22 protein-coding genes are annotated in these 21072 nt (G+C 70.9%); 7 read left to right on the top strand and 15 right to left on the bottom strand.

Features of this window, described 5'->3' with window-relative positions:
* Nucleotides 1–81: 81 nt before the first annotated feature.
* A complete protein-coding gene (gene speE / locus ERL55_RS01100; protein WP_129134786.1) occupies nucleotides 82–936 on the top strand; it encodes a polyamine aminopropyltransferase in 855 nt (284 codons plus the stop codon).
* A 55-nt stretch (nucleotides 937–991) separates the two neighbouring features.
* Here the strand turns inward: speE and ERL55_RS01095 are convergent, their stop codons facing one another.
* Together ERL55_RS01095 and ERL55_RS01090 are read right to left on the bottom strand one after the other, a co-directional pair.
* Nucleotides 992–1495, bottom strand: a complete 504-nt coding sequence (locus ERL55_RS01095; RefSeq protein ID WP_129134785.1) for a hypothetical protein — start codon at nucleotides 1493–1495, stop codon at nucleotides 992–994.
* A gap of 57 nt (nucleotides 1496–1552) precedes the next feature.
* A complete protein-coding gene (locus tag ERL55_RS01090) occupies nucleotides 1553–1891 on the bottom strand; it encodes a P-II family nitrogen regulator (RefSeq protein ID WP_129134784.1) in 339 nt (112 codons plus the stop codon).
* A gap of 182 nt (nucleotides 1892–2073) precedes the next feature.
* Between ERL55_RS01090 and ERL55_RS01085 the strand changes: the two genes are divergently transcribed.
* Entirely contained in the window at nucleotides 2074–2349 is a 276-nt protein-coding gene (locus ERL55_RS01085; protein ID WP_129134783.1) for an accessory factor UbiK family protein, read from the top strand.
* A 19-nt stretch (nucleotides 2350–2368) separates the two neighbouring features.
* Entirely contained in the window at nucleotides 2369–3880 is a 1512-nt protein-coding gene (locus ERL55_RS01080) for a YifB family Mg chelatase-like AAA ATPase (RefSeq protein ID WP_129134782.1), read from the top strand.
* Between the two features lie 139 nt (nucleotides 3881–4019).
* Here ERL55_RS01080 and aceA read toward each other — a convergent pair whose 3' ends face one another.
* Together aceA and aceB are read right to left on the bottom strand one after the other, a co-directional pair.
* Entirely contained in the window at nucleotides 4020–5312 is a 1293-nt protein-coding gene (gene aceA / locus ERL55_RS01075; protein ID WP_129134781.1) for an isocitrate lyase, read from the bottom strand.
* Nucleotides 5313–5349: 37 nt separating this feature from the next.
* Nucleotides 5350–6960: a malate synthase A gene (gene aceB, locus ERL55_RS01070; protein WP_129134780.1), complete on the bottom strand. Its 1611-nt coding sequence runs from the start codon at nucleotides 6958–6960 to the stop codon at nucleotides 5350–5352.
* A 95-nt stretch (nucleotides 6961–7055) separates the two neighbouring features.
* Between aceB and ERL55_RS01065 the strand changes: the two genes are divergently transcribed.
* Complete coding sequence (locus tag ERL55_RS01065; RefSeq protein WP_129134779.1) at nucleotides 7056–8036, top strand: LysR family transcriptional regulator; 981 nt, start codon at nucleotides 7056–7058, stop codon at nucleotides 8034–8036.
* 3 nt (nucleotides 8037–8039) lie between these two features.
* Here ERL55_RS01065 and ERL55_RS01060 read toward each other — a convergent pair whose 3' ends face one another.
* From ERL55_RS01060 to arfB, 3 genes are all read right to left on the bottom strand, one after another.
* The gene (locus ERL55_RS01060; protein WP_129134778.1) at nucleotides 8040–8831 is read right to left on the bottom strand and encodes a hypothetical protein; all 792 of its coding nucleotides are present in this window, start codon (nucleotides 8829–8831) and stop codon (nucleotides 8040–8042) included.
* A 197-nt stretch (nucleotides 8832–9028) separates the two neighbouring features.
* Nucleotides 9029–9709: a lysophospholipid acyltransferase family protein gene (locus ERL55_RS01055; RefSeq protein ID WP_129134777.1), complete on the bottom strand. Its 681-nt coding sequence runs from the start codon at nucleotides 9707–9709 to the stop codon at nucleotides 9029–9031.
* Nucleotides 9648–10061 (bottom strand): alternative ribosome rescue aminoacyl-tRNA hydrolase ArfB, encoded by a 414-nt coding sequence (arfB, locus tag ERL55_RS01050; RefSeq protein WP_232139762.1) that lies wholly within the window; start codon nucleotides 10059–10061, stop codon nucleotides 9648–9650. The genes ERL55_RS01055 and arfB overlap by 62 nt, the downstream gene beginning before the upstream one ends.
* 215 nt (nucleotides 10062–10276) lie before the next feature.
* Between arfB and ERL55_RS01045 the strand changes: the two genes are divergently transcribed.
* Both ERL55_RS01045 and ERL55_RS01040 read left to right on the top strand, forming a co-directional pair.
* Nucleotides 10277–10936 (top strand): YitT family protein, encoded by a 660-nt coding sequence (locus tag ERL55_RS01045; protein ID WP_206733390.1) that lies wholly within the window; start codon nucleotides 10277–10279, stop codon nucleotides 10934–10936.
* 66 nt (nucleotides 10937–11002) lie between these two features.
* A complete protein-coding gene (locus ERL55_RS01040; protein WP_129134774.1) occupies nucleotides 11003–11497 on the top strand; it encodes a DUF2059 domain-containing protein in 495 nt (164 codons plus the stop codon).
* A gap of 175 nt (nucleotides 11498–11672) precedes the next feature.
* Here ERL55_RS01040 and ERL55_RS01035 read toward each other — a convergent pair whose 3' ends face one another.
* The 7 genes from ERL55_RS01035 to ERL55_RS01005 form a co-directional block, all read right to left on the bottom strand.
* Entirely contained in the window at nucleotides 11673–12401 is a 729-nt protein-coding gene (locus ERL55_RS01035) for a pseudouridine synthase (RefSeq protein ID WP_129134773.1), read from the bottom strand.
* Nucleotides 12402–12665: 264 nt separating this feature from the next.
* Nucleotides 12666–14345: a ubiquinone biosynthesis regulatory protein kinase UbiB gene (ubiB, locus tag ERL55_RS01030; RefSeq protein WP_129134772.1), complete on the bottom strand. Its 1680-nt coding sequence runs from the start codon at nucleotides 14343–14345 to the stop codon at nucleotides 12666–12668.
* Entirely contained in the window at nucleotides 14342–15016 is a 675-nt protein-coding gene (locus ERL55_RS01025; RefSeq protein WP_129134771.1) for an SCP2 sterol-binding domain-containing protein, read from the bottom strand. Before ERL55_RS01025 ends, ubiB begins: the two co-directional genes overlap by 4 nt.
* Before the next feature lie 135 nt (nucleotides 15017–15151).
* Nucleotides 15152–15310: a DUF1328 domain-containing protein gene (locus tag ERL55_RS01020; RefSeq protein WP_100323834.1), complete on the bottom strand. Its 159-nt coding sequence runs from the start codon at nucleotides 15308–15310 to the stop codon at nucleotides 15152–15154.
* Nucleotides 15311–15390: 80 nt separating this feature from the next.
* Nucleotides 15391–16383: a 2-alkyl-3-oxoalkanoate reductase gene (gene oleD / locus ERL55_RS01015; RefSeq protein ID WP_129134770.1), complete on the bottom strand. Its 993-nt coding sequence runs from the start codon at nucleotides 16381–16383 to the stop codon at nucleotides 15391–15393.
* The gene (gene oleC, locus ERL55_RS01010) at nucleotides 16380–18077 is read right to left on the bottom strand and encodes an olefin beta-lactone synthetase (protein WP_129134769.1); all 1698 of its coding nucleotides are present in this window, start codon (nucleotides 18075–18077) and stop codon (nucleotides 16380–16382) included. Before oleC ends, oleD begins: the two co-directional genes overlap by 4 nt.
* Nucleotides 18074–18559, bottom strand: coding sequence for a methyl-accepting chemotaxis protein (locus ERL55_RS01005; protein WP_129134768.1), 486 nt, complete (start codon nucleotides 18557–18559; stop codon nucleotides 18074–18076). Before ERL55_RS01005 ends, oleC begins: the two co-directional genes overlap by 4 nt.
* Between ERL55_RS01005 and ERL55_RS01000 the strand changes: the two genes are divergently transcribed.
* Nucleotides 18551–18979: a YkgJ family cysteine cluster protein gene (locus ERL55_RS01000; protein ID WP_129134767.1), complete on the top strand. Its 429-nt coding sequence runs from the start codon at nucleotides 18551–18553 to the stop codon at nucleotides 18977–18979. The genes ERL55_RS01005 and ERL55_RS01000 overlap by 9 nt on opposite strands.
* A gap of 1059 nt (nucleotides 18980–20038) precedes the next feature.
* Here ERL55_RS01000 and ERL55_RS00995 read toward each other — a convergent pair.
* Nucleotides 20039–20950 (bottom strand): alpha/beta fold hydrolase, encoded by a 912-nt coding sequence (locus ERL55_RS00995; RefSeq protein ID WP_129134766.1) that lies wholly within the window; start codon nucleotides 20948–20950, stop codon nucleotides 20039–20041.
* Nucleotides 20951–21072: the final 122 nt, after the last annotated feature.

The following is a 21072-nucleotide window of genomic DNA, read 5'->3' as shown; positions in this document are numbered from 1 at the left end:
AATCCGCGGCCCCGCTGCGACGCCTCCGCGCGCGCCCCACGACAACGCCCACGCGGGCCGCGTCCCTGCGAGAGCACCCCCATGACCACGACCGACTGGCTGTACGAGAACTTCGACCCCGCAGGCTCCGCGATCGGTTATCGCGTCACCCGCAAGCTCGACGAGGTGCAGTCGCCGTTCCAGAAGATCGAGATCTACGAGTCGACCGACTGGGGCAACGTGATGCTGATCGACGGCGCGATGATGGTGACCACGCGCGACAACTTCCTCTACCACGAGATGATGTCGCACCCGGCGCTGTTCACCCATCCCGACCCGAAGCAGGTGGTCATCATCGGCGGCGGCGACTGCGGCACGCTGCGCGAGGTGCTCAGGCACCCGGGCGTCGAGCGCGCGGTGCAGTGCGATATCGACGAGCAGGTCACGCGGATGGCCGAGAAGTATTTCCCGGAGCTGTGCGAATCCAATGGCGACCCGCGCGCGGAGATCCTGTTCGACGACGGCATCGCCTGGATGAAGGACGCCCCGCCGGGCTCGCTCGACATCGTGATCGTCGATTCCACCGATCCGGTCGGCCCCGCCGAAGGGCTGTTCAACAGGAGCTTCTTCGAAAGCTGCTTCCGCGCACTGAAGGACGACGGCATCCTCGTGCAGCAGTCGGAATCACCGCTGGTGCTGCTGGAACTGATCCAGGCGATGCGCGCGGAAATGGGCAAGGCCGGTTTCGACAGCTTCCAGACCCTGCCCTTCCCGCAGCCCTGCTACCCCACCGGCTGGTGGAGCTGCACGCTGGCACGCAAGGGCGGCCGCGGCTTCGACTTCCGCGCCGACGACGCAGCAGCCAAGGCGTTCGAGACCCGGTACTACAGCGCCGAGATGCACCGCGCGGCGCAGGTACTGCCGCCGTTCGTGGCCAACGCGCTGGCGGCGCGCTGATGGCTGTCTGACGGGACAACGCCACCGACCGTCAGCGCGGTCGGTGGCACACGCTTCAGTTCCAGCCAGGCGTGCCGGTCTGCGGACACGCCCCACCCGCACAACGCGCATCACGCGGGCCACGTGATTCGAGCGAACGCTCACGCTCTTCGCGACGCTGCGCCACGGTCTTGCAGACGCTGACCGGACGGTTGCTGCCGATCGGCCGGCTGCGCTCGCAGATCATGCGGTCGTCCTCGGCCTTGTTGACCAGCGCGCTGATCTCCTCGAGATCGTTGAACAGTGCCACCTGGTCGGCCCGCGGGAGCTCGGTGGTACTGGTGCGGCCATCGAGCTTGCCCAACACCCTGTCCTGCACCTGCAGGAGCCGATCGCGGTCGGCGCCTGCCATGTCCTTGTATCGCCCGCTGCGCTGCTGTGCGGCCTGCCGGATCTCGTTCTGCTGCGCAACGATCGCGGACGCATCGGTTTCGACTAGAACAGGCCCCTGCGACTGGGCCAGCGCGTCACCCGTCCACATCCCAAGCAACAGCATCGCCGCTGCGATCCTTCCGTTCATTCCGCTCTCCTCGACATCCTGGCGCATGCGCCGACGATCGACGCCCCCGGACCTCCCTTATAGCGCATCCCCGTCGAGCTCACCCGTGCGGATGCGTACGGCGCGTTCGAGTGAATACACGAACACCTTGCCGTCACCGATCTTGCCGGTGTTGGCGGCCTTGAGGATGGCTTCGACGACGGTGTCGACCTGGTCGTCGGTCACCGCCACCTCGAGCTTGAGCTTGGGCAGGAAGTCGACCACGTACTCGGCACCGCGATAGAGCTCGGTATGGCCCTTCTGCCGGCCGAAGCCCTTGACCTCGGTGACGGTGATGCCGGCGACGCCGGCATCGGCCAGTGCCTCGCGCACATCGTCGAGCTTGAAGGGCTTGATGATCGCCATGACCATCTTCATTCACGCAACCTCCATCGGATCGAGCGGCAGCATAGCGCACTGCCTGCGGGCGCCCGGCGGCTACAATGCGATCCATCACCGATCCGTCCCGTACGGACTTTTCCTACCGCGTTTCGCGATCCGCGCCGACTGCGCCGACAGCGGCGCGCATCCATGCTGGCCGCGAAACCGGAGCCTCCCCCATGATCGACCTCAGCAACATCGACGAACTCGCACGACGCCTCAGCGGGCTGGTGCCGCCGGGCCTGCGCGAGAGCCGCGAGGAGATGCAGGAGAACTTCCGCGCGGTGCTGCAATCCGGGCTAGGCAAGCTCGACCTGGTGACCCGCGAGGAGTTCGACGTGCAGCGCGCGGTGCTGCTGCGCACGCGCGAGAAGCTCGAGGCGCTCGAGCAGGCGGTGCAGTGGCTGGAGGCCGAGCTCGCCCGCAATCCCCCACGGGACGGTTCCGCCCACTGAGGGCGCAACGGCAGCCGCCATGGGACTCGCACTCGTGCATGGACGCGCGCGTGTCGGGGTTGCAGCACCACCGGTCCAGGTGGAAGTGCACCTCGGCGGTGGCCTGCCGTCGATGTCGATCGTCGGCCTGCCGGAAGCCGCGGTACGCGAGGCCAAGGACCGGGTGCGCGCCGCAATCCAGTGCGCGCAGTTCGAATTCCCCGCGCGCCGCATCACCGTCAACCTCGCCCCGGCGGACCTTCCGAAGCACGGCGGCCGCTTCGACCTGCCGATCGCGCTGGGCATCCTTGCCGCCAGCGGTCAGATCCCGCTGGAGGCACTGCACGATACCGAATTCATCGGCGAGCTCGGCCTGACCGGCGAATTGCGCCCGGTGGCCGGCGCGCTGCCCGCCGCGCTCGCGGTGGCGCAGACCGGGCGCCGCCTGGTGGTGCCGGCCGGGAATGCCGCCGAGGCCGCTCTCGCCGCACGGGTGGACGTGCGCGCCGCGCGCACCCTGCTGGAGGTGTGCGCGATGCTGCACGGCCGCGCGACTCTGCCGGCCGGGGTGGCTCCGGTGGCGATTCCGGCCAGTACCGCGGACATGCGCGATGTGCGCGGGCAGGCGCGCGCGCGCCGTGCGCTGGAGATCGCCGCCGCCGGTGGCCACCACCTGCTGCTGGTGGGCCCGCCCGGATGCGGCAAGACGCTGCTCGCTTCGCGGCTCCCGGGACTGCTGCCGGAGCCCGGCGACGACGAGGCCCTGGAAGCCGCCGCGGTGGCCTCGGTCAACGGCGGGCTGGACCCGGCGCGCTGGCGGCAACGGCCGTTCCGGGCACCCCACCACACGGCCAGCGCGGTGGCGCTTGCCGGCGGCGGCAGCGAACCGCGGCCCGGCGAGATCTCGCTGGCGCACCGCGGGGTGCTGTTCCTGGACGAGCTGCCCGAATGGAACCGCTCGGCGCTGGAAGTGCTGCGCGAGCCGCTGGAATCGGGCGTGGTGACGATCTCGCGCGCCGCGCGGCAGGCGGAGTTTCCTGCGCGCTTCCAGCTGGTCGCCGCGATGAATCCCTGTCCCTGCGGCTGGGCGGGCGATACATCCGGACGCTGCCGCTGTGCACCCGACGCGGTGCGCCGCTACCGCTCGCGCATCTCCGGGCCGCTGCTGGATCGCATCGACCTGCATGTGGAGGTGCCACGGCTGCCCGCCCATGAGCTGCGGCCGGATGCACCCGAAGGCGAGGCAAGCGCTTCGATCCGTGCACGCGTCGAAGCATCGCGTGCATTGCAGCAGGCACGCAGCGGCCGCTGCAATGCGCAGCTGGACCAAGCCGCGACCACCGCGCACTGCCGTCTGCGCGCGGCCGAACAGCAACTGCTCGAACGTGCGATCGAATCACTGCAGCTGTCGGCGCGGGCAATGCACCGCATCCTGCGCGTGGCCCGTACCATCGCCGACCTCGACGGCAGCGCCGACATCCTCGCCCCGCACCTCGCCGAAGCACTGACCTATCGCGGTTTCACCCAGGAGCCGGTGGCCGCGGTGGCTTGAGACGATCAGCCGCGGATGGCGCGGATCAACACGGACAGCAATGCTCCTTGCCAAGGCTGGCCTCCCATCCATTCCTCCCGCCTTGACGCTCTTGCCTTGATCCGTGCCCATCCGCGCAGGTCCGCGGCCAGAACCCCACTCATGCCGCGCGGGTGAACTGCTCCTCCTCGGTCGACCCCGTCAGCGCGGTGGTCGAGGACTGGCCGCGCTGGATCACCTGGGTCACCGCATCGAAATAGCCGGTACCGACCTCGCGCTGGTGGCGCACCGCGGTGAAGCCACGTTCGGCGGCGGAGAACTCCGCTTCCTGCAGTTCCACGAACGCTTTCATCTGCTCGCGCGCGTAGCCGTGGGCGAGGTGGAACATCGAGTAGTTGAGGGCGTGGAAGCCGGCCAGAGTGATGAACTGGAAGCGGTAACCGTAGGCCGCCAGTTCCCTCTGGAACCTGGCGATCGTCGCGTCGTCGAGGTTCTTCTTCCAGTTGAAGCTCGGCGAGCAGTTGTAGGCGAGCAGCTTGCCGGGGTACTTCGCATGGATCGCCTCGGCGAAGCGGCGCGCGAACTCGAGGTCGGGCCTGCCGGTCTCGCACCACACCAGGTCGGCGTGGGGCGCATAGGCGAGGCCGCGGCTGATCGCCTGGTCGAGACCGTTGCGGGTCTTGTAGAAGCCTTCCACCGTGCGCTCGCCGGTGCAGAACGGGCGGTCGTTGTCGTCGATGTCGGAGGTGAGGAGGTCGGCGGCTTCCGCGTCGGTGCGCGCGATGATCAGCGTCGGCACGCCCATGACGTCGGCGGCAAGGCGGGCGGCATTGAGCTTCTCGATCGCCTCGCGGGTCGGCACCAGCACCTTGCCGCCCATATGGCCGCACTTCTTCACCGAGGCCAGCTGATCCTCGAAATGCACGCCGGCCGCACCCGCCTCGATCATCGCCTTCATCAGTTCGTAGGCATTGAGCACGCCGCCGAAGCCGGCCTCGGCGTCGGCCACGATCGGCTGCAGGAAGTCGATGGAATCGTCGCCTTCGGCATGGTGCAGCTGGTCGGCGCGCAGCAGGGTGTTGTTGATGCGTTTCACCACCGCCGGCACCGAGTCCGCCGGGTACAGCGACTGGTCGGGATACATCTGCCCGGCGAGGTTGGCATCCGCCGCCACCTGCCAGCCCGACAGGTAGATCGCCTTCAGCCCGGCCTTGACCTGCTGCATGGCCTGGTTGCCGGTGAGCGCACCCAGCGCGTTGACGAATGGCTCGCTGTGCAGGGACGTCCACAGCTTGTCCGCGCCGAGCCGGGCGAGCGAGTGTTCGACGTGCACGGTGCCGCGCAGGCGGACCACGTCCTCGGGGCCGTAGTGGCGGGTGATGCCGGTCCAGCGGGTGTTGCCGGCCCAGTCACGGGCAATGGCATCGGCGTCGGGCAGTGTCTGGTGGTTCATGGGAATGCTCCAGTCCTGGAAGGGTAAAAAGCCGCGATCAGTCGTCCAGCCGCTCGTAGGCCGGCAGGGTCAGGAAGTCGACGAGGGTCTCGGCGCGGGTCAGGCGTTCCAGCAGGCCGAGCGCCTCGGGCACGCGATCCAGCCCCGGCACGCGCTCGCGCTGCAGGCGCGACGGCAGGTTGAGCAGGACGGCGTCGAACAGCACGAAGTCGATCGGCGTGCCGTCGTCCAGGCACAGCGGGTCGCTGCCGGGGTCATCGGCGTAGTGCAGCCACTGCCACAGCTGGGCACGCGCGATCTCCGCGGTCGCGGCGTCCTCCATCATTCCGTGGATCGGCACGCAGCCGTTGCCCGACAGCCACGCCGCGAGGTAGCGCACGCACACCTCGGCGTTGTCCTCGAAGCCCTTGCGGGTGATCGAGCCGAGCGGCGGCGCGATCAGCTCGTCGCGGCCGACCAGCACGTCCTCGCGGGCGAAATGGTGCTGGTGCGGTGTCGGCATGCGTTCGTCGAAGATCCCGCGCGCCAGTGCGATCAGCCCGGGATGCGCGACCCAGGTGCCGTCGTGTCCCGCGGTGACCTCGCGCAGCTTGTCGGCACGCACGCGCGCCATCGCCGCTTCATTCGCTTCGGGATCGTTGGCGATCGGTATCTGCGCGGCCATGCCGCCCATCGCGTGGGCGCCGCGGCGGTGGCAGGTCTGGATCAGCAGCTCCGAATAGGCCCTGAGGAACGGCTGCTCCATCGTGACCTGTGCGCGTTCGGGCAGCACCCGGTCGCGGTGGCGACGGAAGGTCTTGATGTACGAAAAGATGTAGTCCCAGCGGCCGCAGTTGAGGCCGGCGGCCCGCCCGCGCAGCGCGTGCAGGATCTCGTCCATCTCGAACACCGCCGGCAGCGTCTCGATCAGCACGGTCACGCGGATCTGCCCGGCTGCCAACCCCAGCGCCTGCTCCAGGTGCGCCAGCACGGCCTCCCACAGCTGCGCCTCCTCCATCGACTGGAGCTTGGGCAGGTACAGGTACGGGCCACGGTCGCGCGCGGCCAGCGACGCGGCGTTGTGGATCACGAACACCGCGGCATCGAACAGCGCCGCGGACAGGCGCTCGCCATCGATACGCACATGCTTTTCGTCGAGGTGCCAGCCGCGCGGGCGCACGATCAGCACCGCCTGCTCTTCAGCCGCGACCAGCGCGTAGTGGCGGCCCTCGGGGCTGGTGAATTCGAGGGTGCCGGCCACCGCCTCGCGCAGCGCGCGCTGGCCGGTCACCAGGCTGGCCCACGCCGGTGCGGTCGAGTCCTCGAAATCGGCCATGTAGCAGTTGGCGCCGGAATTGAGCGCATTGATGACCATCTTCGGGTCGACCGGCCCGGTGATTTCGACCCGGCGGTCCTCGAGCGCCGGCGGCAGCGGCGCCACCCGCCAGGCGGACTCGCGGATCGCGCGGGTATCGGCGCGGAAATCCGGCAGCGCGCCGGCATCGAAACGCGCCTGCCGTGCGGCGCGCGCGGCCAGCAGGGCCTGCCGCCGGGGTTCGAAGCGGCGATGCAGGTCGGCCAGCAGCGCGCCGACGCCGGGTGGCAGCAGGTCGTCGGCGTCGGCCGGATATTCGACGCACGCAGCGGCGGGCTTGAGGACGGCGGACATACGAAGCTCCTTGCATGGGGTCGAGCCCCACCATCCTTTCGCGTACTGTATTTGGCAAAGCAGTTTTATCAATTGCTTGCATAAGGCGAACTCATATGCCGCCAAAATCCGCCAATCCAGCACGATCGGGCGCGGTATTCGCCTACAAGGGCGACCGCCTGAAGCCGCTGCGGGCGTTCTGCCAGGTCGCCCGGCTCGGTTCGGTGTCGCGTGCAGCCGAGGCGCTGTTCCTGAGCCAGCCCGCGGTCACCCTGCAGCTGCAGGCGCTCGAGCGCGACCTCGGCGTCCGCCTGCTCGAGCGCAGCGGCCGGCGGCTGGTGCCGACCCGCGAAGGCGAGGCGCTGTACGAGCTGGCGCGCCCGCTGGTGGAGCAGTTCGACGGGCTGACCACGGCCTTCAGGGACCAGCTGCGCGGCATGGACGCCGGCGAGCTGCAGATCGCCGCCGGCACCGCGACCATCCTCCACCTGCTGCCGCCGATCATCGCCGCCTACCGGATGGCGCAGCCGGAGGTGCGCCTGCACCTGCACAACGTGACCGGCGAAGGCGGCCTGGACCTGCTGCGCCGCGACGCGGTCGATCTTGCGGTGGGTTCGATGCTCGACGTGCCCGGCGATCTGGACTACGCGCCGGTCTACCGCTTCGACCCGATGCTGATCACCCCGCACGGCCACCCGCTCGCGGAAAAGGCCGAGCTGGCGCTGGAGGATCTCTCGCCCTACGGCCTGATCCTGCCGCCACGCCGGCTCACCACCTACCGCCTGGTCGACATGGTGTTCCACCAGCACCGGGTGCCGTACACGGTGGCGATGGAGGTCGGCGGCTGGGAGGTGATCAAGCGCTACGTGGCGATGGGCCTGGGCATCAGCATCGTCACCGCGATGTGCCTGGACGGCGCCGACCTCGCGCACCTGACCGCGCGCCCGCTGGCGCGCTGGTTCCCGCGCCGCAGCTACGGGGTGGTGATGCGCAAGGGAAAGCGCCCGTCGCCGCAGGCGCGCGCCTTCATCGAGCTGATCAAGCCGGACCTGTTCGACGCCGATGGCGCCAGGCGCGGCGCGCACTCCGACCGCTGAGGGTCAGTGCCGGCGAAGGAGCTCCGCGTCGCAGGCCGTCGGGTCGATATCGCCAATGCCGCCATTGCGGGGATCCGCCCGTGGCACCACGCCCGCGAGCACTGGCAGGGCTTCCGGGGCTGGCACCGGCTGGTCGAGCGGCAGCTGCCCGGCCGCTTCCTCGAGTCCCGCATCCAGGCGTTCGCGCAGTGCATGGCCGGGCGGGAGCGCGACGACGGCCGGATGCGCGCGTGCCGCCTGCAACCACGCCAGTGCGCGCGCGGGATCGGGCCGCAGCACCTGGGCAAGGAACGGGCGCCAGGACGGGTCGTCTCGGGTCCCGAGATAAGCCAGCCCGAGGGCGATGGCGAGGTCCAGATCGCCCGCGCGCGCGGCCCGGGTGGCAACCGACTCGGCTTCGCGCCGGTAGATATCGAGCTGTGGCGCAACCTCCACCACGTCGCGCCAGCGGAACGCGTTGCCGACCGCGTAGTGGCGCATTGCCGCGGGATGGCCGGCCAACGCCGCCTGCCGCCAGTAGTGCACGCGCTCGGCGGGGTCCAGCGGGTCGACCCCGCCGCACCGCGCCTCGGTCGCGGCGAGATTCGCCTCCGCCGCTGCCTGCTGTCCGCGGACGCGCTCGCGGGTGCCGGCATCGACCGGCATTTTCGCGACGTGGGCCAACACACGCTGGGCACTGCGCTCCGCCTCGCGCGCCGCGAGCCAGGCGCCATCGCAGTACATCGCTTCCGCGGCGAGCCTGCAGGCGGCGCGGGCATCACCGCGGTCGGCCCGCGCCCGCAGGTCGGCCGCCACCAGTCGCAGTGGCTGCCCCGGCGGGGGCAACGGCGCCCACGGCGCCGGCACCTGCCCGACGGCGGCGCCGTCTGCCGCGGCAGACGGGGTCCCGGCAACCGGCGCGGGGCCTGCCTCCTCACGGGACAGCCACAGCCAGACGCCCGCCGCACCCAGCAACAGCGCCAGGCTACCTGCCAGGGCGGCGCGTGCAGGCTTCAGATCGTCCCCCGGTTCTTGCCGATCCAGGGGCGGTACCACTCGCGCAGCTCGGCCATGTCGGTGGCGAGGTCGGCGCCCGGGTGGAACAGGGGGCCGAAGCCGACCACCCGGTCCGGGTAGTGCAGGTACATCCGCAGGATCGGCACGTTGGCGGACTTGGCGATCTTCCAGAAGCCGGGCTTCCAGCGCTCCACGCGCTTGCGGGTGCCTTCCGGGGCCAGGCCATACCAGAGCTGTTCGCGGGTACGCAGCAGCTGCGCGGCCTGCAGCACGACGCCACTGGCCGCGGAGCGGTCGACCGGGATCACCCCGAGCCGGCGCAGCAACCAGCCCAGTCCGGGCATCCGGAACAGCGAATCCTTGCCCAGCACGCGGATGTCCAGGCCCAGCGCGACCTTGGCGCTGAACGCCCACAACCCGTCCCAGTTGGAGGAATGCGGCGCGCCGATCAGCACCAGCCGCGGCACGTCCGGCAGCTCGCCGACCACCCGCCAGCCGCCGATACGCAGGATGGTCCGCGCCAGCCAGCGGGTGAAACGGTTGGGCTTCACGCGCGGCACGTTGGGTGGAACCGTGATCAGGAGGTCGTCCTGGGATTCGGGGGTCGGGTCCAACTCAATCGCTCCAGTCAGGGCGGCCACGGCCGCGCTTGATGTCACTGCGTGCGCGCTTGCCATCAAGGCGGCGCTTCTTGGAGGCCCGGGTAGGCCGGGTGGCGATGCGCGGGGCATCCACATGCAGGCCGGCATCGATGAACGCCTGCAGCCGCACGCGGGCGTCCTCGCGATTGCGCTCCTGGGTGCGGAAGCGCTGCGCGCTGATCACCAGTACGCCGTCGGCGGTGACGCGGCGGTCGCGTCGCGCCAGCAGCCGGGTGCGCAGCGCGTCGTCGAGCGTGGGCGAGCCGGCGATGTCGAAGCGCAGCTCGACCGCGGTGGAGACCTTGTTGACGTTCTGGCCGCCGGGGCCGCTGGCCCGCACGAAGCGCTCCACGATCTCGTCCTCCGGGACCTCGTAGCGCGCGCTCACGCCCGATCGCCCGCGACGGGGCACGCGCGCGCGTGCCGGGCGGGGGCCGGAAGGCTGCTGGAGACACGCGGGGGCGATGAACGAGGCACTGCGGGCGGGATTGTCGCGGCAGTGCGTGGCTGCGATCATGCTGCGCCGCAGCAAAGCACCCCATGGACACCGCCGTGCCCGCGCCGCCAGACCCCGCCCCGCAGGCCCATGCGGACGCCGGCACCATGCCGGTCACCTCCGGCCCGTTGACCCCACCGCCCGATTCCGCCGGAACGCCGGCCGCGGCCGCCGCGGCGCGCCACACCGTTGCCGAAGACGTACAGGGGTTGCTGCTGGCGACGCTGACCGCCTCGCTCGGCCTCGGGGTCTTCGCCGAAGGTGGGCTGGTGATCGGTGGCATGGCCGGCGTTGCGCTGATGCTGCACCACGCGTTGGGCTGGGCGTTCGGCCTGACCTTCGTGCTGGTGAACCTGCCGTTCTACTGGCTGGCGGCGCGGCGGATGGGTTGGGAGTTCACCATCAGGACCTTCTGCGCGGTCGCCGCGGTGGGCTGGGTGGCCGATGCGTTGCCGCGCTGGGTGTCGGCGGCGGAGCTGTCGCCGCTGTACGCCGCGATCGTCGGCGGGGCACTCACCGGGCTGGGCATCCTGTTCTTCATCCGCCACCGCGCGAGCCTCGGCGGCGTGGGCATCCTCGCGGTGTACCTGCAGCGCAGCCGCGGCTGGAGCGCCGGCCGCATCCAGATGGGCTTCGACGCGGCGCTGATGACGCTGGCGCTGCTGCTGTTCGAGCCGGGGCTGGTGCTGTATTCCGCGATCGGGGCGACGGTGCTGAGCCTGGTGATCATGTTCAACCACCGTCCCGGGCGCTACATGGGCGTCTGATCCGCGGTTTGACGCCTGCGGACGCGTCGCGGACCATCCGCGCTCCCTTGATGACCAGGATGTCCGATGCGCCAGCACCTGCAGACCCTTGCCCTCGTGGCGGCCCTCGCCTTCGCCCCCGCCGCGTTCGCCGCGCCACCGACCGCCGCGCAGGCGGACCGCCTGCTGGAGGTGATGCGTGCACGCGAGACCGTCGATGCGATCCTGCCGCAGGTGCAGATGTCGCAGCAGCAGATGGTCGCGCAGCTCACCGCCGGGCAGGAACTCGACGCCGCCGGACGCGCGCAGCTCGAACAGCTGATGCAACGCAACCAGGCGCGCATGGTGGAGGCACTGGCCTGGGAGAAGCTGGAACCGGTGTACCGCGACATCTACCTCGCCACGTTCACCAGCGAGGACATGGACGCGATGATCGGCTTCTATTCCAGTGACGCCGGGCAGAAGCTGCTCGACCGCATGCCGCAGCTCATGCAGAACACCATGGCCGCGGTGCAGCAGATGGTGATCCCGATGCTGCAGGAGATGGAGCAGGACATCCGCGCGATCGCCGCGGGCGAATAGGCGCAGGACCGGCCGGCGGTGCAACGCGTCGGCGGCTCGCCGGCGCGGCATCCCGGCCCCATGGCGCCCTCGCCGCAATTGCCCGGCGAGGGCCATTCGCCCCGACAGGGCGTTGCCGCATCCACGGATGCCCGACGTACGGATCGCCGCTTCCGGGAATGCGCCGGGTCCAGGCTCAGGGCAATGGCGTGGCGGGCGGGCGGTCCGCCGGCGCGCGCTCGAACAGCGCCAGCGCGCGGGTGAACTCCCCGGACGGCGCACAGTCCACCCGCAGCGCGCGGCCATCGCCCGGATGCCGGAACGACAGCGCCGAGGCGTGCAGCAGCATGCGGTGGATGCCGAGCATGCGGAAATTGCGGTTGTGGCGGCCGTCGCCGTGGCTGGTATCACCGATCAGGTGGTGCGAAAGGTGCTTGAGGTGCCGGCGGATCTGCCGGAAGCGGCCGGTCAACGGGCGCGCGCGCAGCAGCGCATAGCGGGCGCTGTCGAACTGCCCGGTGGGCATCGGCAGCTCGACGGTGGCGAGGCGTTCGAACGAGGTGGTCGCCGGTTTCTTCAACGGTTTGCCGGGGCCGCCGTCGAGCGGGTGGTCGACCGTGAACTCCACCTCCGCCGGCCAGCCGCGGCACACCGCGAGGTATTCCTTGTCGACCGTGCGCGACATCAGCTGCTCGCCGAGCAGCCCGGCCACCTCGCGGTCGAACGCGACCAGCACGCAGCCGCTGGTGGCGCGGTCGAGGCGGTGGGCGAGGTAGACCGGGCGGTCGAACTGCGCGCGCAGGCGATCGACCAGGAACTCCGGCTCGCCGCGGGCAAGCCTGCTGTCGTGCATGGCAAGTCCGGCCGGCTTGTCGACCACGGCGAGCAGGTCGTCCGCGTGGAGGACGGGGATGGAATCCGTCATGCGGACGCGGACATGGGGCGGCGCACCGGCGTCCGGGCGTGGCGGGGAGCACCCTCATCCGGCGCTTCGCGCCACCTGGATTCGCGCCATCCATGGCGCTCACCCTCCGGGCGGCGTTCGCCGTCCAGATCGGCAATCCTGCCGATCTGTCTCGCGCAGACGGGAGAAGGGTGCATGCAAACGCCCATGCGCCCTGGGCTCGGGGGAGAGAGATCCATATGTGCGCTCATGCGTCCGCGCGGGCGGGAGCCTGGTCGTACGCGCTCAACGCCCGCGCCGCGGCCAGGCGGCGAGCAGGGCCCACAGCCCGCCCAGGCCGGCCGCCCAGGCGGCGAGCGGGATGCCGGCAAGCGACGCGCCGCCGGCTTCCAGCGCATACAGCACCGACGCCGCGATCAGCAGGCCGACGCCGACGATCGCGCCGACCACGCGCCGCTGCAGCCCGTGCACGCTGTCATTGAGCGCGGCGAGGTCGGACGAGCGCATGCGCAGTTCGTGGCGGCCCTCGACCTGCTGGCGCAGCCAGGCGTGCACCAGCACCGGCATGTCGGGCGCATGGGTCACCAGTTCCGGCAACCGGCGGCGGAACTCGCGCGCCAGCCGGCGCGGGCTGTAGCGCTCGCGCAGGATGCGCTCGAGCACCGGCCGCGCCTCGGCCCAGATGTCGATCTTCGGATCCAGCAGCCGGCCCAGGCCCTCGATCGACAGCAGGGTCTTCTGCAGCAGGATCAGCTGCGGCTGCAGGGTCAGCTGGAAGCGCTGCGCGGTGCGGAACAGCTTGCCCAGCACCTCGGCCAGCGAGATCTCCGACAGCGGCCGGGTGAAGTACGGCTCGCACACCCCGCGCACCGCGGCTTCGAGCTCGTCCAGCCGCAGGTGCGGCGGCATCCAGCCGGCCTCCAGGTGCAGTTCGGCGATGCGGCGGTAATCACGGTTGAAGATCGCCATGAAGTTCTCGGCGAGGTAGTACTGGTCCTCGCGCGAGAGCTGGCCGACGATGCCGAAATCCAGTGCGATGAAGCGTGGATCGCGCGCGCGCGCCGGATCCGGATCGACCCAGATGTTGCCGGCGTGCGCATCGGCGTGGAAGAAGTTGTCGCGGAACACCTGTTCGTAGAACACGCGCACGCCCCTGGCGGCGAGCGCGCGACGGTCGATGCCGGCGGCATCCAGCGCGGCGATGTCATCGCTGGGAATGCCATGCACACGTTCGAGCGTCAGCACGCGTTCGGCCGTGTGCGACCACACCACCTCGGGCACGTACAGCGCATCCGAGCCCAGCCAGTTGCGCCGCAGCACCGAGGCATTGGCGCCTTCGCGCTGCAGGTCGAGTTCGGCGGCCAGCGTGCTTTCGATCTCGGCCACCACCTCGCGCGGGCGGATCTTGTCGGCGCGCGGATGGGTGCGTTCGACCAGCGCGGCGATGCGGCGCAGCAGCGCGATGTCGGCAGCGATCCGCGTTTCCACGCCGGGCCGCAGCACCTTGACCACCACCTCGCGCCCGGGCGCACCGCCCACGCCATGCAGGGTGGCGGCATGCACCTGGGCGATCGAGGCCGAGGCCAGTGGCACCGTGTCGAAGCGCGCGAACGCCACGTCGATCGGCTGGCCGAGGGCGGCTTCCACCAGTGCCTGCGCCTGCGCGCCGTCGAACGGCGCGACGCTGTCCTGCAGCAATGCCAGCTCTTCGGCGATCGGCGGCGGGATCAGGTCGCGGCGGGTGGAGAGGATCTGCCCGAACTTGACGAAGATCGGCCCGAGTTCGTCGAGCGCCAGGCGCAGCCGCACGCCGGGTGGCATCGCCGCCACTTCGGGCGATGCACGCGGCACGAACGGCCGCATCAGCCGCAGCCAGCGCTCCGCGGCGGTGTCGGCCAGCAGGTCGTCGAGGCGGTAGCGGATGAGGACGCGGCCGATGCGCAGGGCACGCCGGGTCGCACTCATCGGCCAGCCCCGGGCATGGTGATGCCCCGTTCGGACGCGAGCGTGCGCAGGCGCCGCACCCGTGCATCGACGCGCTCGACGCCGTCGCGCAGCGCATCGACATCGTCGAGGAAGGCCTCGAGCTCGTTGCGGCCGACCAGGTCGCGCGATTCCTCGGTCAGGAACTCGGCGGTGGTGCCGGCCAGGTTGCGCCCGGCGATATCGGCACGCCGCAACGCACCGGCCAACAGGTCCGCGATCTGCACGCCGGCGACCTCGCCGAACACGCGCACGAACGGCGCCTGCCAGTCGGGATCGAAGCCGCGTGCGAGCTGCTGCAGCTGCCGTGCGAGATCGGCATCGCCTTCGATGCGCACGCGCCCGGTGCCCGCCGCGCCGGAGCGCTGCAGCAGCGGCAGCTGCGCAAGCAGGCCAGCGAGCGTGCCGCGCACGGAGAGGTCCGCCTCGGCATCGCCTTCGACCGCGCCGACCCGCAGGCGGTCACCGTCGACATCCAGCCGCAATGCAAGTTCCGGGGCGGCCAGCCGCACCACCACGTGGCGCCCGTCGAGGCGGCGTACCGCGTCGCGGGTGTCGGGATCGAGCGCAAGCAGCTGGTTGAGCGCCAGTTCGAGCGCTCGGCCGGCAAGCGGCTTCCAGGCGAGGACACGGGGGAACGGGGATGCGGCCATGGCGGCATTGTAGCGGCGCGCCGGTCGCCGCCATGTGCCGGTGCCCTACGTCGCGATGCCGTCCGCATCCGCCCGCCCACAACGACGAAGCCCGCCTTGCGGCGGGCTTCGTGCAATCGCGATCTGCAGCGCTTTTTATACCCTGCGGCCGCGGATCATCGAGATCACGGCGAGCACCAGGAACACGACGAACAGGATCCAGGCGATGTTGCTCGCGGCCCCGGCAATACCGCTGAAGCCCAGCACGGCGGCGATGATGGCGATGACGAAGAAGATGACGGCATAGCTGAGCATCGGGGGTCTCCCTTGTGTGCCGGAAGTGGCGTGGGCCCCCATCGTGGCCAGCCCCCAGTCATCATCGGGTGATGGGTGTATCAGCGCTGCCAGCTCGCCTTCAGCCGGATGAGACCCTCGTGAATCGACACCCGCGGCACGTAGCCGAAATCGCGCGTGGCCGGGGCCATGTCGTACCAGTGGGTGGTCGCCAGCTGCTCGGCGAGGAAGCGCGTCATCGGCGGTTCGTCGTTGCGGCGCAGCAGCGGCCACAGCGCCTCGCAGGCGGCACCGGCGGCATAGGCGACGCGGAACGGGATGGTCTTCTCCACCCGCGGCGCTCCGGCGGCTTCGAGCAGCGCGTTGACGATGTCGCGCACCGCCATCGGCTCGCCGTTGCTGATGAAGTAGGCACGCCCGGCGCAGGCGGCACCGGGCTGTAGATGCGCGAAGGCATCGAGGTGCGCCTGCGCGGCGTTGTCGATAAACGTGGTGTCGATGCGGTTGCGCCCGTCGCCGACGAAGCGCAGGCGGCCGGCGTGGGCGCGCTCCACCAGCCGCGGCAGCAGCTGGTTGTCGCCCGGCCCCCAGATCAGCCGCGGGCGCAGCGCGATGGTGGCAAGCGTCGCATCGTTGGCCGCCAGCACCTCCTCCTCGGCGATGCGCTTGGTGGCCGCGTACGGCGCCTTGAGGTCCTCACCATAGGGCACGGTGTCGGCGGTGCCGCCCTCGACCGGATGCGTGGCGCGGTGGGTGACGCTGGGCGTGGAGGTGTAGATCAGCCGCGCGATGCCGTGCGCGCGGCAGGCATCGAGCACGTTGCGGGTGCCGACCACGTTGGCCTGGTAGTAGCTGTCATGGCTGCCCCAGGCGCCGGCTTTCGCGGCGTTGTGGAACACGGCATCGGCACCGGCGAATGCATCGCGCACCGCCGCCGCATCGGCGAGGTCGCCGCGTCGCTGCTCCACGCCGATCGCATCCAGCGCCGGGTAATGGCCGCGATTGAAGCTCGCCACCGCATGCCCCTGCGCCACCAGCCCGCGGCACAGCACCTGGCCGAGGAAGCCACCGCCGCCGGTCACCAACACCTTCATCGTTGTGCTCCCGCACGCCGCTGCAGCCGCTGCGTGGCCCAGGCCGCCAGCTTCTCGCGGCCGATCTTGGCGTTGTGGCGGATGTCGACCGGGAACCCGGGATGGAACAGGAACAGCGCGATCGCCTGCGTATGCGCATGGCGCTGGCCGATCGCACGCAGTTCGGCGGCGATACGGTTGCGCGCGGCGGCATCGGCGCTGCCGCGCAGCTCCACGCACACGACCGGCAGCTGCGCCCCGGCGTCGCCGACGCCGACCAGCGCGGAGCGCGCCACCTGCGGATGGGTGTTGAACACCGGCTCGACCTGCTCGGTGTACAGCGGCCCCGCGGTCGTTTCCACCCGGTGCGACTTGCGGCCGCAGAACCACAGCCGGCCCTCGTCGTCGAACCAGCCGAGGTCGCCCATGCGATGGACGATGCGGGTGCTGCCGTCGGCCACGGTTTCGGCGATCTTCGCCAGCCGGGTCTGCGCGTCGCGGTTCCAGTAGCTGTCGGTGACGGTGGGCCCGGCGACGGTGATCTCGCCGACCTCGCCGGCCGGCAGTTCCTCGGCCTGCGACCAGTCCGCGATCGCGTCGTCGCGGATGCGGATGATGCGGATCTCGTTGGGCGCCACCGCGCGGCCGACGCAGGTGCCGGCGCCGGCCTCCGTGCGCGCACGCAGCGCGATCAGCTCGCGGCCCTCGATCACCGCCACCGGCAGGCATTCGGTGGCGCCGTACGGGGTCCAGAAGTTGGCATCGTCGGGCAGCAGCTCGCGCATGCGCGCGACCACGTCGCCCGGCACCGGCGCCCCGGCCGAGGTCACCCGGCGGAGCGTCGGCAGCGGGCGGCCATGTTCGGCCAGCACCCGCATCAACGCCGGCGAGCCGAACAGCTGGTCGACGCCGAAGCGCTCGATCGCGCGGTGCAGCTTCAGCGGGTCGGCGGACGCTGGCCGCGTGGGATCCATGTCGGGGATGATCGAGGTCAGCCCCAGCGCCGGATCGAACAGCGCGAACGGTGGGAAGGTCGGCAGGTCGACGCCGCCGGGTGCGATGCCGAAGGCATCGCGCAGCATCCGCGCCTGGGCGACGAAATGCCGGTGGCGATAGACCACGCCCTTGGGCACGCCGGTGGAGCCGCTGGTGAACAGGATCGCGGCGATATCGTCGGGATCGGTGGCCGCCAGCTGCGGCCCGGCACCGGCGCCGGCGCGCTCGACTTCGGTGAGCGTGGCATCGGCGAACAGCCGCCGCGTGCCGGTGGTGATGCGCACCCGCGCCGAACGCGCCCAGCCCAGCACCACCCGCGCGATGTGCGCCAGCGGAATGCCGACGAAGGCGTCCGGCTGCGCCTCGTCCAGGCATTGCTTCAGCGCGCGCCTGTCGATGCCGGGATCGACCAGCACCGGCACCGCGCCGGCCTTGAACAGCGCGAACATCAAGAGGAAGAACTCCGGCGTCGGCCGCACCATCACCACGGTGCGGGTGCCGCGCACGATGCCGTGGCTGGCCAGCCCCGCGGCGATGGCGTCGCTGCGCGCATCGAGCTCGCGGTAGGTCAGGTGCACGTCGTAGGCCCCGGTGCGGCCGGGGCAGTGCATGGCGACGCGCTCGGCGGAGGCGGCGGCCAGTTCCGGCAGCACCGCGGCGATGTTGCAGGCGCCCGCGGCCGGCACGGCGGCGCGCGGGAAATCGGGTTCTACGCTCATGCGGGCAAGGATACAGGCGCCCGCCACCCGCCCCGACGTGCATCGGGCGCCGCCGGCGGGGTCACCGGCGCCGCGTACAGGGTCGCGGACATGGCGGATGGGTCGCCGACGTCACCGGTGAGATCGGCGACCTGATCCATGACGTCGTCGACCCCATGCATCACGTCCGCGACCTCACGCGTCATATCGCGGACCTCATCGTTGACGTGCGCGACCTCATCGTTGACGTACCCAACCTCATCGTTGACGTCCGCGACCTCATCGTTGATATCGCGGACCTCGCGGATGACGTCGCGGACCTCATGCGTGATATCGCCGACCTCATCGATGAGGTCCGCGATATGAACGATGACGTCAATGACGTCATGCGTGACGTCATTGACCCGATCGATGGAACAATCGCCGGTGATTGCCGACGCAGCGGCGGCGGCGGAGAATCGCGCGCCCGTCCCCCTCCTTTCGCGGCCGCACGCATGACCCATCCGTGCCTGAGTTGCGGCGCCTGCTGCGCCACCTTCCGCGTCGCGTTCCACTGGTCGGAAGCCGACCCCGCGCTGGGCGGGCCGGTGCCGGCCGCGCTCACCGAACCGCTGGATCCGCACCGGCTGGTGATGCGCGGCACGCGTTCGCTGCCTTCGCGCTGCACCGCGCTGGATGCCGAGATCGGGGTGCGCGCCGGCTGCACGATCTATCCGTCGCGGCCGTCGGTGTGCCGCGAGGTGGAGGCGGCCTGGGAACACGGCCGGCCGAGCCCGCAGTGCGACCGCGCCCGCACCGCCCACGGCCTGGCGCCGCTGCAGCCGGGCGACTGGGCCTGGCGCGAGGCCGCCAACGAGGGCTGGCCGGACGACGGCGACCACGACCGCGACCCGCCCACCCCGGCACCGCCGCTGGCGGCGTGAGGTCGCGCCGGGGGAGGCATTGCCCGTCGCGCGGCCGGTACTTGCTTCGTTCCGAGTCGCGTTGCCCGTGTTGCGCGGGTCGCGCCGGCGACGGGGCTTCATTCGCGTTCGCGCTGCCCGTCGCGCGCACCGGTAGTTGCTTCCGTTCCGGGGCGCGCAGCCCGTCGCGCGTGCTTCGCCGGCGATGGGGCTTCGTTCGCGGTCGCGCTGCCCGTCACGCGCACCGGGGGGTGTGCTCCCCCGGCCGGAGTCCGCGTCCAGCTACCACGGCCGGCCGCCGGCCATCCATGGCCGGCTGGGAGCACACCCCCCGGCGCACGCGACGGGCCCGGACGTTCGCCGGCTTCGGCAGGAAGGGCAGGCGCGGTGGCCGACCAGGTCGCTGTGACCACCCTTGTCCTGCTCGCGGGGTGAGGGTGTGCGGCTCTCGAGCCACTGCTCGCGCACATCCGAACGCCCGGCGCCGAGCGGGGTGCCCCGAAGGGGCGGATGAGGGCTTTCCTACGTGGCATTGGCCCTCACCCCTGCCCCCGCTCCGCGCCCCAGCCCCTCGCGTCGCCGCTCGGGCGTTCATCGCCGCGCGAGCCGGTGGCTCGCAAACGCGCCTCTTCACCCCGCAGGCGGGAGAAGGGGTTCCAAAGCTACTGGTTGTCTGTTCCGGCCCCTCCCCGCTTCAGTGGTCGTGGAGACCTCAACGGAGCCGACCACGCTCGTGCGTCGATCAGTCCGACAGGGAGAACCCGCTGTAGCCGACGTCGTCGATTGCTACGGCGGCCTGACGCTCTTGCGGTTGACCTTCTCCCAGACACGACACCAGCTCGGGGCCCGCCGCGGACGCAGGGGGATGCCCAGAGCCGGCCAGGGATGGCCGGCGACGGATGTGGTAGCAGGACGCGGAGCCATCCGGCTGGGCATCCCCCTGTGGCCGCGGTGGGCCACCCCGGGCTCGGCTTCAGGCTTTGGCTCTGACTCTGGGCTCTGGGCTCTGGGCTCCGGGCCTGAGCTCCGGGCTTCGAATTCCAGACTCCTGGCTCACGGCCGAGCCCGCGGCCGATTCGCCTACCCCGCCTGCAGCGGATGCGCGTCCAGGAAGGCGCGGATGCGCGGCACCAGCACCTCGTGGCGGTCCTCGAGCACGTAGTGCCCGGCGTCGTCGAAGGCCTGCACTTCGGCCTGCGGCAGCGCGCGGCGGAAGCCGTCGAGGAAATGATGGTCGAACACGAAATCCTTGAGTCCCCAGCCGATAAAGGCCGGGCGGTCGGCATACCCCGGCAGCGCACGGCCGGCCGCTTCGAGCAGCGGCCAGGCGGCATCCTCCGGGCCCAGCGGGATGTCCTGCATGAAGCGCACGGTGGAGATGCGGTTGGCCCAGCTGTCGTACGGCGCGACATAGGCGCGGCGCACCGCCGCCGGCATCCGCCGTTCGACCCCGATCCACGACGCACCGGCGGAGAACGCGTTGAAGCCGCGGATCACCAGCTCGCCGAGTTTCAGGTCGCGGCCGAAGGCGATCTGCCACGGCATCTTCTTCGCCGCCGGCAGCGGGAATGACGCCGTGTTGAGGATCACCAGCCGGCGCACGCGCGAGGGATCGCGCAGCGCCCAGCCGAAGCCGATCATGCCGCCCCAGTCGTGCACCGCCAGCGTCACCGGCCCGTCGATGCCGAGGCGGTCGAGCACGGTGTCGAGATCGTCGATGCGCGACTGCAGCGTGTACGCGTAGCGCGCATCGTCGGGCTTGTCCGACAGGCCCATGCCGACGTGGTCGGGCACGACGCAGCGGTAGCGGTCGCGCAGCCCGAGCACCAGGTGGCGCCAGTAGTAACTCCACGACGGGTTGCCGTGCAGCATCAGCACGACCTCGCCATCGCGCGGGCCCTCGTCGAGCACGTGCTGGAGCACGCCCTTCTGGAGCACGCCCGGCCGGACCTCGATCCGCCGGCCCTGGAACGGGTAATCGGGAAATTGCACGCACAACGCCTGGAATGCCGGAATCCGGCGGCGCGCCCATTCTATCGCGGGCACCCGGCGCGCCCTGCCATCGACAGCACCGGCACCCACGGCGGGCAGGGACGCCGCAGCCACGCCCGGCT

Origin of the sequence: Luteimonas sp. YGD11-2, assembly GCF_004118975.1 — a bacterium.
In the GTDB taxonomy this organism is placed as follows: Bacteria; Pseudomonadota; Gammaproteobacteria; order Xanthomonadales; family Xanthomonadaceae; genus Luteimonas; species Luteimonas muca.
This window is presented reverse-complemented; position numbering and strand designations above follow the sequence as displayed.